The organism is Streptomyces sp. NPDC104814, from assembly GCF_055583185.1.
On record NZ_JBVJOL010000002.1, the window covers coordinates 900,250 to 913,097 of the forward strand.

At 73.6% G+C, this 12,848-nt stretch carries 13 protein-coding genes; 5 read left to right on the forward strand and 8 right to left on the reverse strand.

Annotation, left to right across the window (positions count from 1 at the left end):
- Nucleotides 1–69: 69 nt before the first annotated feature.
- Entirely contained in the window at nt 70–840 is a 771-nt protein-coding gene (locus tag ACZ64A_RS12585; RefSeq protein ID WP_469810014.1) for a DeoR/GlpR family DNA-binding transcription regulator, read from the reverse strand.
- A 257-nt stretch (nt 841–1,097) separates the two neighbouring features.
- A complete protein-coding gene (locus ACZ64A_RS12590) occupies nt 1,098–1,907 on the reverse strand; it encodes an NAD-dependent epimerase/dehydratase family protein (RefSeq protein WP_469810015.1) in 810 nt (269 codons plus the stop codon).
- A 259-nt stretch (nt 1,908–2,166) separates the two neighbouring features.
- Here ACZ64A_RS12590 and ACZ64A_RS12595 point away from each other — a divergent pair, with 259 nt between their 5' ends.
- The 5 genes from ACZ64A_RS12595 to ACZ64A_RS12615 all read left to right on the forward strand — a co-directional run bounded on the left by ACZ64A_RS12595 (nt 2,167) and on the right by ACZ64A_RS12615 (nt 6,762).
- Complete coding sequence (locus tag ACZ64A_RS12595; RefSeq protein WP_469810017.1) at nt 2,167–3,108, forward strand: 5-dehydro-4-deoxyglucarate dehydratase; 942 nt, start codon at nt 2,167–2,169, stop codon at nt 3,106–3,108.
- The gene (locus ACZ64A_RS12600) at nt 3,105–4,262 is read left to right on the forward strand and encodes a hypothetical protein (RefSeq protein ID WP_469810018.1); all 1,158 of its coding nucleotides are present in this window, start codon (nt 3,105–3,107) and stop codon (nt 4,260–4,262) included. The genes ACZ64A_RS12595 and ACZ64A_RS12600 overlap by 4 nt, the downstream gene beginning before the upstream one ends.
- Before the next feature lie 111 nt (nt 4,263–4,373).
- The gene (locus ACZ64A_RS12605) at nt 4,374–4,967 is read left to right on the forward strand and encodes a TIGR03086 family metal-binding protein (protein ID WP_469810019.1); all 594 of its coding nucleotides are present in this window, start codon (nt 4,374–4,376) and stop codon (nt 4,965–4,967) included.
- 93 nt (nt 4,968–5,060) lie between these two features.
- Nucleotides 5,061–5,813 carry an MBL fold metallo-hydrolase gene (locus ACZ64A_RS12610; protein ID WP_469810021.1) on the forward strand — a complete coding sequence of 251 codons (753 nt, stop codon included), beginning with the start codon at nt 5,061–5,063 and terminating at the stop codon, nt 5,811–5,813.
- Between the two features lie 151 nt (nt 5,814–5,964).
- Nucleotides 5,965–6,762: an HAD family acid phosphatase gene (locus tag ACZ64A_RS12615; protein ID WP_469810022.1), complete on the forward strand. Its 798-nt coding sequence runs from the start codon at nt 5,965–5,967 to the stop codon at nt 6,760–6,762.
- Nucleotides 6,763–6,822: 60 nt separating this feature from the next.
- On the opposite strand, the gene ACZ64A_RS12620 is transcribed toward ACZ64A_RS12615, so the two are convergent.
- From ACZ64A_RS12620 to ACZ64A_RS12645, 6 genes are all read right to left on the reverse strand, one after another.
- Nucleotides 6,823–8,274: a peptidoglycan D,D-transpeptidase FtsI family protein gene (locus ACZ64A_RS12620; RefSeq protein ID WP_469810023.1), complete on the reverse strand. Its 1,452-nt coding sequence runs from the start codon at nt 8,272–8,274 to the stop codon at nt 6,823–6,825.
- 54 nt (nt 8,275–8,328) lie between these two features.
- Nucleotides 8,329–8,988 carry a response regulator transcription factor gene (locus ACZ64A_RS12625; RefSeq protein ID WP_469810024.1) on the reverse strand — a complete coding sequence of 220 codons (660 nt, stop codon included), beginning with the start codon at nt 8,986–8,988 and terminating at the stop codon, nt 8,329–8,331.
- Nucleotides 8,989–9,039: 51 nt separating this feature from the next.
- Entirely contained in the window at nt 9,040–10,299 is a 1,260-nt protein-coding gene (locus ACZ64A_RS12630) for a sensor histidine kinase (RefSeq protein ID WP_469810025.1), read from the reverse strand.
- Nucleotides 10,296–11,345 carry a hypothetical protein gene (locus tag ACZ64A_RS12635; RefSeq protein WP_469810027.1) on the reverse strand — a complete coding sequence of 350 codons (1,050 nt, stop codon included), beginning with the start codon at nt 11,343–11,345 and terminating at the stop codon, nt 10,296–10,298. Before ACZ64A_RS12635 ends, ACZ64A_RS12630 begins: the two co-directional genes overlap by 4 nt.
- Nucleotides 11,346–11,467: 122 nt before the next feature.
- Nucleotides 11,468–11,938: a GNAT family N-acetyltransferase gene (locus ACZ64A_RS12640; protein WP_469810028.1), complete on the reverse strand. Its 471-nt coding sequence runs from the start codon at nt 11,936–11,938 to the stop codon at nt 11,468–11,470.
- Nucleotides 11,939–11,979: 41 nt separating this feature from the next.
- Complete coding sequence (locus ACZ64A_RS12645; protein ID WP_361636390.1) at nt 11,980–12,753, reverse strand: IclR family transcriptional regulator; 774 nt, start codon at nt 12,751–12,753, stop codon at nt 11,980–11,982.
- Nucleotides 12,754–12,848: the final 95 nt, after the last annotated feature.

Here is a 12,848-nt window from a genome sequence, read left to right on the forward strand (position 1 = left end):
AAGGGGGTATGCGGACATAAGGGGCGCCGCTCGGCAGGGCGGTCCCCGGGGGAGGGGGTGAGGGGGTGGTCAGACCCGGATGACCTGCGGGCCCAGCAGGGAGTAGCGGTGGGCCTCGGCCGCCGGGAGCTGGGTGCTCGTCACGATCGCCTCCAGCGCGCCGACCTCGGCGAACCGGGAGAAGCTCACCGCCCCGAACTTGGTGTGCACACCCGCGAAGACACAGCGCCGCGCGGCGCGCATCGCCTGCGCCTTGACCTCGCCGACCGCCGGGTCGGGCGTGGTCAGGCCGTACTCGCGGGAGATGCCGTTGGCGCCGATGTAGGCGAGGTCGAGGACGAACCCGGCGAGCATCTTCGTCGTCCAGTGGTCGACCGTGGCGAGGGTGCCGGAGCGGACCCGCCCGCCGAGCAGCAGCACCGACGTGTCCGGTGCCTCGGCGAGTGCGCCCGCGACCGGCAGGGACGCGGTGACGACGGTCAGCGGCCGGTCCCGGGGCAGGGCCTCGGCGATGAGCTGCGGCGTGAAGCCCTCGTCGACGAAGACCGTCTCGGCGTCCCCGAGCAGCTCGGCCGCGGCGGCCGCGATCCTGCGCTTCTCGGGCACGTGACTGGTGGCGCGGAAGGCGAGCGTCGTCTCGAAGCCGGCGCTCTCCACCGGGTAGGCCCCGCCATGGGTACGGCGGACCAGCCCGTGGTCCTCCAGGGCGCGCAGATCCCGCCGTACGGTCTCCTTGGCCACGCCCAGCTCGGCGGCGAGCGCGGTGACGTCCACCGACCCGGTGGCGCGGGCCGCCCGCACGATCTCCCGTTGGCGTTCTTCCGCACTTCTCGTGGTCAAGGCCGGCCCACCTCCCTCTCCGCGGTGCCCGTTCGGGCCCATGGGGGAAGTTCTACAGCGGGTCCCAGGCGCTGACCAGGTCTGTTGCGGGCCCGATGCTGCCCGGGTGTGCCCGGGTGCGCCACGCGGTGCCCGCAGCGGACCTGCGAAGAAGCGGTGCGCGGCGGTGGGATCGGGCACGGCCGGTGCCCGGACGCGGGGGCGGGCGGGCCCGTTCGGTGCCCGCCCGTCCCCGGGAGCGACGACTTTCCGCCGGATCAGTACGGCCAGATCGGCGGGTCGGTGACGAAGTGACCGCCCAGGCGGGCATGCGCCTCGTTGCCGGGATCCAGCTCGCCCTGTTCGGCGATCAGCTTCGCGGCGTACGGCTCGGAGTCGTCGCGCGGCTCGTAGCCGAGCGCCCGCGCGGAGGTCAGGTCCCACCACAGGCGCGTGTTGGCGGACGAGCCGTAGACCACGGTGTGGCCGACGTGCTCGGCGGTCAGGGCGGCGTGGAAGAGGCGGGCGCCGTCGGCCGGGCTCATCCACACCGACAGCATGCGCACGCTGGTCGGCTCCGGGAAGCAGGAGCCGATGCGCACCGAGACGGTCTCCAGGCCGTGCTTGTCCCAGTACAGCTGGGCGAGGTCCTCGCCGAAACACTTGGACAGGCCGTAGAAGGTGTCGGGGCGACGCGGGGTGTCCACGGGGATCAGCGGGTCGTCGCCCCGCGGCCGGGGGGTGTAGCCGACGGCGTGGTTGGAGGAGGCGAAGACGATGCGCCGCACGCCTTCCTGGCGGGCCGCCTCGTACAGGTTGTAGGTGCCCTCGATGTTCGCCGAGAGGATCTTGGCGAAGGGGGCTTCCAGGGAGATGCCGGCGAGGTGGATGATCGCGTCGACGCCCCGGACGGCCTCGCGCAGGGCGTCCGCGTCGGCGAGGTCCGCGGTGATCGCCCCCGGCTCGCCCTCGATCGGGCGGACGTCGAGCAGACGCAGCGTGTAGCCGTGACCGGGGAGCAGGTCCCGCATCAGGGTGCCGAGCCCGCCGGCGGCGCCGGTGAGCAGAACGGTACGGGGAGCGGGCATCCTCGGTCTCCTTGCGTCAACGGCCGCATGCGTGACGGTCATTCACATGCGTGGACACGCTAAAGATCGGTGCCTCGCGCCGTCAAGGGGCGCGCGAAGCAGCGGAATCCACTGGCCTCCCGGTGTGACCGGCGCACTCGGTCCGGCCCGCGTGCTTGACCGGTGCCGAAGGGGCTCCCTAGGCTGACCACGTTCATGCATATGGACAACGGTCAAAGACATAATCGATCGCGATCACCAGTGCCTCCAGGGAGTGCCCGTGTCGTCAGTCCCCCTCGCCGCTCGACTCGGCGTCCCCGGCGGGCCGTTGTTCTTCCCCGTCACCGCCTACGGCCCCGACGGCTCGGTCGACCTCGACACCTACCGCACCCATGTGCGCCGCGGCGTCGAGGACGGGGCCGCCGCCGTGTTCGCCTGCTGCGGCACCGGGGAGTTCCACGCGCTGACACCGCAGGAGTTCGCGTCCTGCGTGCGCACGGCCGTCGAGGCCGCCGACGGGCGCGTCCCCGTGCTCGCCGGCACCGGGTACGGCACCGCCCTCGCCACCCACTTCGCCCGGCTCGCCGAGGACGCCGGGGCCGACGGGCTGCTCGCCATGCCGCCCTACCTCGTCGTCGCCGGGCAGGAGGGGCTGCTGCGGCACTACCGGGAGATCGCCGCCGCGAGCGCCCTGCCCGTCATCGTCTACCAGCGCGACAACGCGGTGTTCACCCCCGGCACCGTCGTCGACCTCGCCCGCACGCGAGGTGTCATCGGCCTCAAGGACGGCCTCGGCGACCTCGATCTGATGCAGCGCACGGTCAGTGCCGTGCGCACCGACGTGCCGGGCCCCTTCCTGTACTTCAACGGCCTGCCCACCGCCGAGCTGACCCAGCGCGCCTACCGGGCCGTCGGCGTCCCGCTGTACTCCTCCGCGGTCTTCTGCTTCGCCCCCGAGATCGCCCTCGCGTTCCACCGGGCGCTTGAGGACGGCCGCCAGGCGACCGCCGACCGGCTCCTGGACGGCTTCTACCGCCCCTTCGTCGAACTGCGCGCCCGGGGTCGCGGTTACGCGGTCTCCCTGGTCAAGGCGGGTGTACGGCTGCGCGGGCTGGACGTCGGCCAGGTGCGGCCCCCGCTGCACGAGCCGGCCGAGGACCATGTCGAGCAACTCGCGCGGCTGATCGAGCGCGGACGCAACCTGCTGGAGGAGGACAAGTGACGGCGTCGGCGTTCGTCTACCCCTGGGACGTGGTGGGGGACCCGGAGGCACCGGCCCGGATCGCCGGCCTCGGCGTGCAACAGGTGACGCTGGCCGCCGCCTACCACTCCACGCGCGCGTTGACGCCCCGTCACCCGCGCCACCGTGTCGTCACCGCCGAGTACGCCGCAGTGCTCTACCCGCCGGGCGAGGCGTGGCAGGAGCACACGCTGCGCCCGTATGCGGCCGGGGCCTGGGCACCCGGCGACGCCTACGGCGAGGCCGCCGCGGCGCTCGCCGACGCGGGCCTCGAGGTGCACAGCTGGGTGGTCCTCGCCCACAACTCCCGCCTCGGCGCCGAGCATCCGCACACCTCGGTCGTCAACGCCTACGGCGACCGCTACCCCTGGGCCCCGTGCATCGCACAGCCCGCCACGCGCGCGTACCTCGTCGCGCTCGCCGCCGAGGCCGCCGTACGCCCCGGGGCGCGCGGCACCGAGCTGGAGTCCCTCGGCTGGTACGGGCTCGCCCATCTGCACGCCCACGACAAGACGGGCGGCGTCGGGCTGGGGGAGGCCGGGCAGTACCTGATGTCGCTGTGCTTCTGCCCGGCCTGCCAGGAGGGCTACGGCCGCCACGGCCTGGACGCCGGGGACCTGGCGGCCGCCGTGCGCACCGCACTGGAGCCGGTGTGGCGCGAGGAGCCGTGCGCACCCGGCTGGGCCGGCGTCGAGAAACTGCTCGGCGAGTCCACGGCCGCCGCCACGCGCGCGTACCGCGACGACACCGCCCGCACCCTTCAGGAGGAGGCCGTCGCCGCCGTACGCGCCGCCGCACCGGACGGCTTCCAGGTACTGCTGCACGCCGACCCGGTGTCCTACCACTGCGGCGCCAACGCCGGCGTCGACCCGGCGCACATCCTCTCCGTCGCGGACGGCGTGGTCGTCCCCTGCACCGGCGGCCCGGCCCTGCTGGCACCCTTCGCCGACCAGCAGCGGGGCGTGCTCGCCGCCAACCTCACCGTGGTCTCCGGCATGGGCGGCAGCCCCCGCACCCTCGCGGCGGACGCGGTAGGCGCGCGTGACCTCGGCGCGAACGAGCTACGCCTCTATCACGCCGGCCTCGCCTCGGACACCGACCTGGCGGCGGTCCGCGACGCCCTCGACGGCGGCTGAACGGCGGCCGAGCGGGGGCCGACCTGCAAGGACCGGCCCGGCACCGATGAGTTCCGGTGCCGCCCTCGGTCTACCTCCCCAGTGGCCACCGATCCGCCCCGGGAGCAGCAGATGACCGACGACACGACCGCCTTCGACCTCGGACCGCAGACGCAGATCGTCGCCCGCCTCGCCGAGCAGGTGCGCGACGACCAGCTCGCCGGCCCCACGCCGTGCCCCGAGCTGGCGGTGCGCAACCTGCTCGGGCACCTGCTGGGACTCTCCGTCGCCTTCCGCGACGCGGCCCGCAAGAACCTCGGGCCGACCACGGACACCCCGCCGGCCGCGCATGTGCCGGACATCGGCCCCGACTGGCGCGCACAGCTCCCCAAGGCCCTGGACGACCTCGCCGACGCCTGGCGCGACCCGGCCGCCTGGACCGGCATGACCCGCGCGGGCGGCGTCGACCTCCCGGGCGCCGTCGCCGCGGCCGTCGTCGCCGACGAACTGGTCGTCCACGCCTGGGACCTGGCCCGCGCGACCGGTCACCCCTACGAGCCGGACCCGGCCGCGCTCCGGGCGGCCCACGCCTTCCTGGACTCGGCCGCCGACGGCAGCGGCAACGGCGTCTTCGGCCCGGTGGTCCCGGTCCCGCAGGACGCACCGCTGCTGGACCGCGCGGTGGGACTGAGCGGGCGGGACCCGGGGTGGGCCCCGGCGGTCTGACCCGCCGGCCGACCACCCGTCCCAGCAGCGGGCTGGGCGCCGCAACCGTGAACCGCCGGCAGGCCGGAGCCGCACCCCCCGTACCCTCGCCCCATGTCCCTCACCCTCACCGTCCTCGGCACCGCCTCCCCGCACCCCGGTCCCGGGCGTCCCTGCTCCGGGTATCTGCTGCGGGGCGGCGGTGCCGAGGTGTGGGTGGACGCGGGGTTCGGGACGTTCGCGGAGTTGCGGCGGCACACGGACCCGGCGCGGCTCACCGCCGTATGGATCTCCCATCTGCACGCCGACCACAGCGCCGACCTGCTCGCCGCCGTCTACGGCCTCGCCTTCGGCGGGCTCACCCCGGCGGCGCCCCTGCCGGTGTACGCGCCCGAGGGGTGCGCACAGCGGATCGCCGGGTTCCTCGGGCGGACGGACACCGGATTCCTGAACGGTGTCCTCGACTTCCGGCCCCTGTACGACGGGCATGTCGCCCGCCACGGCGGCCTCGGCCTCACCGCACGGGCAGTCGTCCACGACACCGAGGCGTACGGGCTGCGTGCCGAGTGCGCGGGCCGCGTGCTCGCCTACTCCGGGGACAGCGGACCCTGCGGCGCGCTCACCGGACTCGCCCGGGACGCCGACCTGTTCCTGTGCGAGGCCGACATCGACGTCCATCGCGAAGGCGAACAGGTCCATCTGACCCCGGAGGACGCCGGCCGCACCGCCCGTGAGGCCTCCGCCCGGCGGCTGCTCCTCACTCATGTGGGACCCACGCTGACGCGGGACGCGGCCACCGCACGCGCCGCCGCCGTCTTCGGTGGTGCCACCGCCGCCGCCCTGGAGGGCGAGACGCACCGCGTCTGAAGCGGCCGCACTTCCGCCTGGCGGGCTCGCACTCGCTCCCGGCCAAGGGCGCGGCGTGACCGTCGGCTTGACCGGATTTTTGCCTGCGAAAGAGGTATCGATCGGGCCACGGACCTCGCGCCCGAGGGGGTGACGCGCGTAGAAACCTGTCATGCATAAGCCACTGCGTTTCGCGGCCGCCGCGGCCGCCTGTGCCGTCGCCGGTGCCGCCCTCTACGGCGCCGGCGCGGCCACCGCCGACCAGTCGACGGCCAACTCCACGCACGAGCCGTACAACATCGGCGTCCTGGTCAAGGACATCGACACCTACTACGGCACGACGCTCGACGCGAACGGCGTCTACCAGGCCTCGCCCACCAGCCCGTACGCCGACGACCTCGCGCAGATCGACGCGGCCGCCCGGAAGTACATCGACAAGGCCGCCCGCAAGGCGCTGAAGAAGGGCGAGAAGCCGGCCGTCGTCTTCGACATCGACGACACCCTGCTGCTCAGCCTCGACTACGAGAAGAAGACCAACTACACGTACAACGGCGCCACCTGGAACGCGTACGTGGACAAGGCCGACCGCCCGGCCGTCTTCGGCAGCCCCGAGCTGGTCCGCTACGCCGCCTCCAAGGGCGTCACGGTCTTCTACAACTCCGGCCTGAGCGAGGCCCAGCGCACCGCCGCCGTCGACAACCTGAAGAAGGTCGGCGCCGACGTGAACCTGGACGCCGGCCACATGTTCCTCAAGGACAAGGCCAACCCGCCCGCCTACCTGGGTGACTGCGCCACCCCCGGCACCTGGAACTGCACCACCGTGCAGTACAAGGCGGGCACGCGCCGGCACATCGAGGACGACCTCGGCTACGAGGTCATCGCCAACTTCGGCGACCAGTACTCCGACCTCGAGGGCGGCTACGCCGACCGGACGTACAAGCTGCCCAACCCGACGTACTACGTCGGCTAGGCACGGTCCGACGACGAAGGGGGCAGCCCCCGAGCGGCTGCCCCCCCACGTCCCGCGGCCCTACTTCTTCAGCGCGGCCTTCATCATGGCCTTGGCCACCGGCGCGGCCAGCCCGTTGCCGCTGACCTCGGAGCGCGCCGCGTCCGACTGCTCGACCATGACCGCCACCGCCACCTCCTTGTCGCCGGCCTTGGCGTAGGAGGTGAACCAGGCGTACGGCGTCTTGCTGTTGTTCTCGCCGTGCTGGGCCGTACCGGTCTTGCCGCCGACGGTCGCGCCGGAGATCCGGGCGTTGGTGCCCGTGCCCTCCTCGACGACCGTCTGCATCGCCGACTGGAGCTGCTCGGCGGTGCGGGAGCTGACGATCTCCTTGCTCGACGCGTCGTCGTCGTAGTTGTGCAGCACATCGCCGCCGCTGTCGGTGACCTGGGCCACCATGTGCGGCGAGACCAGCTTGCCGCCGTTGGCGATCGCCGCCGACACCATCGCCATCTGCAGCGGCGTCGCCGTCACGTCGAACTGGCCGATACCGGTCAGCGCGGTCTGCGCCTTGTCCATGTCCTTGGGGTACACGCTCGGGTACGCCCGCACCGGCACGTCCTGCTGCTCGTCGTCGAAGCCGAACTTCTCGGCCTGCGCGCGCACCTTGTCCTGCCCGAGGTCGACCGCCATCTTCGCGAAGACGTTGTTGCAGGAGTACTGCAGGGCGACCCGGATGGAGGCGTTCTCGCAGGGCGCCGACGGGTTCTCGTTGCTGAGGTCCTTGGAGGTGCCCGGCAGCCGGTACGGGTCCGGACTCACCGTGTGCTGGTCCACCGAGGAGTACAGCCCGTCCTCCAGCGCGGCGGCGGCCACCACCAGCTTGAACGTGGAGCCCGGCGGCAGCGGCTGACGCAGGCCCCGGTTGTTCAGCGGCTTGTCCGGGTCCGCGTTCAGCGCCTTCCACGCCGAGCCCGCGGTGTTGGCGTCGGTGAGCGCGGACGGGTCGTACGACGGCGTCGACACCACGGCGAGGATCCGGCCCGTCTTCGGGTCGATCGCGACGGCCCCGCCCTTGTTGCCGCCGAGCGCCTTGTACGCCGCCTTCTGCACGTCCGGGTCGATGGTCGTCAGCACGTTGCCCGGGTCGGCCCGCTTGCCGGTGACCGTGTCCATCACCGTCCGCAGCCGCGGGTCCGTGCCGTTGAGCAGCTGGGAGTAGATGCCCTCCAGCTGGGTCGGGGCGTAGGCCTGCGAGGCATAGCCCGTCACCGCCGCGTACAGCCTCCCGTCCGTGTACGTGCGCTTGTACGCCAGATCACCGCCCGACGTCCGCGTCGAGCCCGTCACGGAGCGCCCGGCCACGATGATGTTGCCGAGCGGCTCCGCGTACGTCTGGATCGCGTTGCGCCGGTTGTCCTTGTCGTCCGCGAGCGCCGTGCCGTCGTAGAACTGCACCCAGGTCGCCCGCACCAGCAGGGCGAGCACCAGGAGCAGCGCGAAGACCGATGCGCGCCTGATCGTCTTGTTCATCCCGATCAGAAGACGAGCAGGAGGGCGCCGATCGTTCCCTCGTGCCCGGTTTTCTCATCGTCCGCTCAGGAAGCCCGCCTCGTACGCGGCGATCACCGCCTGGGTGCGGTCCCGGGTGCCGGTCTTGGCCAGCACCGACGCCACATGCGTCTTCACCGTGGCGGGGCCGACGCCCATGCGCCCGGCGATCTCCGCGTTGGTCAGCCCGGCCGCCATCAGCCGCAGCACCTCGCGCTCGCGGTCCGTGAGCCGCCTCACCCACGCCGGGGGCGCGGCCGGGGCGCCCGCGTGGGCGGCGGCGAGCGTGCGCACGGCGGACGGGAACAGCAGGGTGTCGCTGTGCGCGATCAGCCGTACCGCTTGGACGAGCGTGTCGGCGTCCGCCCGTTTCAGCAGGAACCCGGCGGCTCCGGCGCGCAGGGCGTCGTACACGTAGGAGTCGTTCTCGAAGGTCGTGACGACGACGACGCGGGGCGGGTCGGGGAGCGTGGCGAGGATCTGCTCGGTGGCGCGGATGCCGTCGATCTGCGGCATGCGCACGTCCATCAGCACCACGTCTGGCTTCCGGTCGCGCACGACGGACACCGCCTCGGCGCCGGTCGCCGCCTCCCCGACCACCTCCAGGTCCGGTTCCGCGGACAGGATGGCGTGCAGCGCGGTGCGGACCATGCGCTCGTCGTCGGCGAGCACGATCCGGATCGGCTCACGGCTCATACGGGTCCCTTCGTCGGGGTGTGCGGGGCCTGCCGAAGGGCTCGCGGGGGATCAAGCGGTTTCCCGCATCGGCAGGTGGACGTGGAGTCGCCATGCCGTGCCGGCCGGGCCGGCCTCGGCGCCACCGCCCAGGAGCCGGGCCCGGTCGGCGATGCCGCGCAGGCCGTGGCCGCCGCCGGGCCGGACGGCCGGCACGCGCGAAGGGCGCAGGGAGTTGGTCAGGGTGATCTCCAGATGCGCGCCGGCGGCCATGATCCGCACGTCCACCGCGGTCCCGGCGTCGCCGTGCTTCAGGGCGTTGCTCAGCCCCTCCTGCACGATCCGGTACGCCTCCCGGGAGACCAGGTCGGGCAGCGCGGCCGGGTCCACGCCGACCTCGGCCCGCACCCGCAGGCCGCCGGCCCGGGTGCGCCGCAGCAGGGCGTCGAGGTCGGCGGCGAGGTTGGGCGCGGGCGCCGTACCGGGGGTGTCACCGGCGCGCAGTACGCCGAGGACGGCGTCGAGTTCACCGACGGTACGCCGGGTGGTGTCCTCGATCGCGGCGAGCGCCTCGCGGACGAACTCCGGGTCGCTGTCCAGCACCCGGCGGGCCGCGCTCGCCTGCAGGGTGACCGCGCTGAGGGCGTGCCCGACGGAGTCGTGCAGCTCGCGGGCGAGCCGGTTGCGTACGGCGAGGTCGGCGGCGCGCGCCTCGGCGGCCGCCAGCCGGTCCTCCGGGGCCGGTCCGAGCAGCGCGGGCGCGCACCGGGCCAGCAGTGCACCGCAGCCGGCCGCGCATCCGGCCAGCGCCAGCAGGGCGGCGAGACCGGCGAGCGGGGTGAGTGCCAGGCCCCAGCCGTGGACGAGGGCGCCGGGAAGTCCCAGTCCGCTTCCGCGCAGTCCCGCGGACAGCGGCAGCACCATCAGGACGACCGCGAACGGCGGCACGGCCAGCGACATCCCGGACAGGATGCCGCCGAGCCCGAGGTGCAGCGTGAACCAGGCCGCCGACCGGCCGCGCGCGGCACGGCCCCGGGCCGGCGCGGGGAAGAGGGCGTCGGGGTCGATCCCGCACAGGGCGCGCGCCGCGCCCGCCTCCAGCGGCCGGGTCATCGGGAAGACGGCGGCGGTGAGCGCGGCCAGCGGCAACCCCGCGGCGAACGACAGCAGTTGCAGCCGCAGGTCGCCGAAGACGTACCGGGAGTCCAGGGCCGGCCCGATGATCACCTCGCCGACGAAGACATACGGCATGGCGAGCGCACCGCCGAGGATCAGATGTATCCAACGGCGTCGCGCCCGCCTCCCGAACAGCAGCCGGGCCCCGGATCTCACGCGCCGGGCTCCGCGGCCGCCGCCGGTCCGGAGGGAACCGTCGGCCGCCCGGCGCCCGGCGCGGCCCCCGGGCCGGGCAGCGCGGACCGCTCCGCGAGGAACCACACGCCGACGGCGGCGACCAGCAGTCCGATGATCATGTGGCCAGCGTAGGTGAGGTTCATCAGCGCCGTGGGCCGGTCGGCGGCCTTCTCCACACCGGTCAGCGAGGCCAGCGCGAGCCAGCCGCCCCAGCAGGCCGTCGCGCCGGAGCCGAGCCAGGTCAGCGCGAGGGGCACCGCGACGGGCAGCCGGCGGCCCCGGCGCGACGCGAGCAGCAGGCCGCCGGTGACGGCCGACGCGAGGAAGACCACGTACAGGGCCTCCATGACGTAGAAGCCGCTGTCCCGGGCGCCGGCACGACCCGTGCTGAGGCCCGCCGTGCTGCCGGACAGCCACAGCAGGTGCGGTGCGACGACGGCGGGCGCGAGCACCGCGGCGGCACCCGCGGCCACCCGCCGGCCCCATCCGCGTGCCCCGGGCGCCAGTTCCCCCACGCGGCCGCGCCACAGACCGCCCCAGCGGTCGCGGGCGTACCGCACGAACAGCGCGCCCAGGCACAGGCCCTGCACGATGAAACCGGTGTACACCACGGCGAACACCCAGGCGTCCAGGAAGGGTTCGCCGCCGGCCGTGTGCGTGCGCACGCCCAGGGCCGCGACCAGCAGCTGGAGCGGGTAGCCGGCCATGATCGGCGCGAGCAGACCGGTGGCCGCCCATGCGGGCAGGGTGAGCAGCCGGGCCGGCACCCGCAGCCCCCACGGCCGGGTCAGCAGCAGTGCCAGCACGATCACCGCGCCGTCCATGAGCACGGTGACCCCGTTGGCCACGACCATGGTCGTGCGGTGCTCAAGCAGCGGACTGCCGTCGGGGATCCCGAGGCGACCGCCGCCGATCCAGACGGCCTTGAGGGCGAGATACGGCACGCAGGCCGCGATCGTGACGGCCCGCAGAACGCGGCGCGGCCGGTCCGGGGCGCAGGGCGTGCGGGCGGGTGACGGACTCATGCGCCCACGCTCCCGCGCCCGGCCCGCCCGCGGCCTCCTGCGCGGTGACGATCCGCCTCCGCCACGCGGGGGAGGCCCGCCTCACCGGATCCGCCCGCCTCCGCCGCGCGGGGAGGCCCGGCTCAGCCCGGCAGCCGGAGCACGACCTCCTCGATCTCCTCGCCGCGGGCCTGCGCGAACCCCGTGGCCCGGGCCGTCTCCCGGAAGCCGCACTTGCCGAGCACCCGCAGCGAGCCCGCGTTGTCGGCCGCCGCCCGCGCGTACAGCGGGCGTTCGGGCACCTCGCCGACCAGGGCGCGCAGCGCGGCCGTGGCCACCCCGCGCCCCCAGTACGCCCGGTCCACCCAGTACGTCACCTCGCGCTCACCCGGCTCCCCGTACACCGCCGCCGAGCCGACCACGTCACCGTCGGCGAGGATCGTGCGCAGCACGTGGGCCGACGCTCTCACCCGCTGCCAGTGCGCGTCGAAGGCGTCCCGGTCGGCCGGGTCCTTCGGTGTGAAGGCGGCCATGCGCAGCGCTTCCGGGTCGTTCATGTGCCGGAAGAACACCGGCAGATCACTGTCGTGGACCTCACGCAGGACGACATCCATGCCCGGCAGCCTACGGGCCGGTCCGCGCGCGTGCCCACGTCTCAGAGCCTGCGGGTGGCCAGGGTCAGCCGGTCCCGGGCGTCGAACAGGGCGTCCTTGACGAGCTGTTCGTGGGCGGGCGTGAGGCGCGCCACCGGCACCGAGCAGCTGATGGCGTCCCGGGCCGGGGTGCGGTAGGGGATCGACACGCCGAAGCAGCGCAGCCCCAGCGTGTTCTCCTCGCGGTCCACGGCGAAGCCCTGCTCGCGCACCTGGTGCAGTTCCTCGATGAGCTTCTCGCGGTCCGTGATGGTGTTCTCGGTCAGCGCCGGCAGCGTCTCCGGGAGCATCTTGCGGACCTGCTCGTCGCTGTACGTGGCGAGGATCGCCTTGCCCAGCGACGTGGAGTGGGCGGGCAGCCGGCGCCCCACCCGGGTGAAGGGCCGCAGGTAGTGCTGCGACTGCCGGGTGGCCAGGTAGACGACGTTGGTGCCGTCCAGCCGGGCCAGGTGGATGGTCTCCGTGGTGTCGTCGGAGAGCCGGTCCAGCGTCGGCCGGGCCGCAGCGACCACCTCGTCGCCGTCGATGTAGGAGGTGCCGACCAGCAGCGCCCGCACTCCGATGCCGTACCGCGTGCCCGTCGCGTCGGTCTCCACCCACCCCAGGTCCACGAGGGTGCGCAGCAGCATGTAGAGGCTGGACTTGGGATATCCGACCGCCTCCTGCACCGACGCCAGGGAGTGCATGCCGGGGCGCGCCGCGAAGTACTCCAGCAGCTCCACCGTCCGCACCGCCGATTTGACCTGCGCCCCGCCGCCCGTCTCGCCTGCCGACATCGCCCTTGACCCCTTCGTTGGACGGGAAATAGTCTCCGAGCTGTTCATCATCAGAGACAGCGTTCAGTATATCGAACGCCCCTGGTGGGGCGGCG

Bases quoted from the DNA above. Each gene is read 5' to 3' on its own strand.
- ACZ64A_RS12590 (WP_469810015.1), bottom strand. From the start codon at position 1,907: ATGCCCGCTCCCCGTACCGTTCTGCTCACCGGCGCCGCCGGCGGGCTC.
- ACZ64A_RS12605 (WP_469810019.1), top strand. From the start codon at position 4,374: ATGACCGACGACACGACCGCCTTCGACCTCGGACCGCAGACGCAGATC.
- ACZ64A_RS12610 (WP_469810021.1), top strand. From the start codon at position 5,061: ATGTCCCTCACCCTCACCGTCCTCGGCACCGCCTCCCCGCACCCCGGT.
- ACZ64A_RS12615 (WP_469810022.1), top strand. From the start codon at position 5,965: ATGCATAAGCCACTGCGTTTCGCGGCCGCCGCGGCCGCCTGTGCCGTC.
- ACZ64A_RS12620 (WP_469810023.1), bottom strand. From the start codon at position 8,274: ATGAACAAGACGATCAGGCGCGCATCGGTCTTCGCGCTGCTCCTGGTG.
- ACZ64A_RS12625 (WP_469810024.1), bottom strand. From the start codon at position 8,988: ATGAGCCGTGAGCCGATCCGGATCGTGCTCGCCGACGACGAGCGCATG.
- ACZ64A_RS12635 (WP_469810027.1), bottom strand. From the start codon at position 11,345: ATGAGTCCGTCACCCGCCCGCACGCCCTGCGCCCCGGACCGGCCGCGC.
- ACZ64A_RS12640 (WP_469810028.1), bottom strand. From the start codon at position 11,938: ATGGATGTCGTCCTGCGTGAGGTCCACGACAGTGATCTGCCGGTGTTC.
- ACZ64A_RS12645 (WP_361636390.1), bottom strand. From the start codon at position 12,753: ATGTCGGCAGGCGAGACGGGCGGCGGGGCGCAGGTCAAATCGGCGGTG.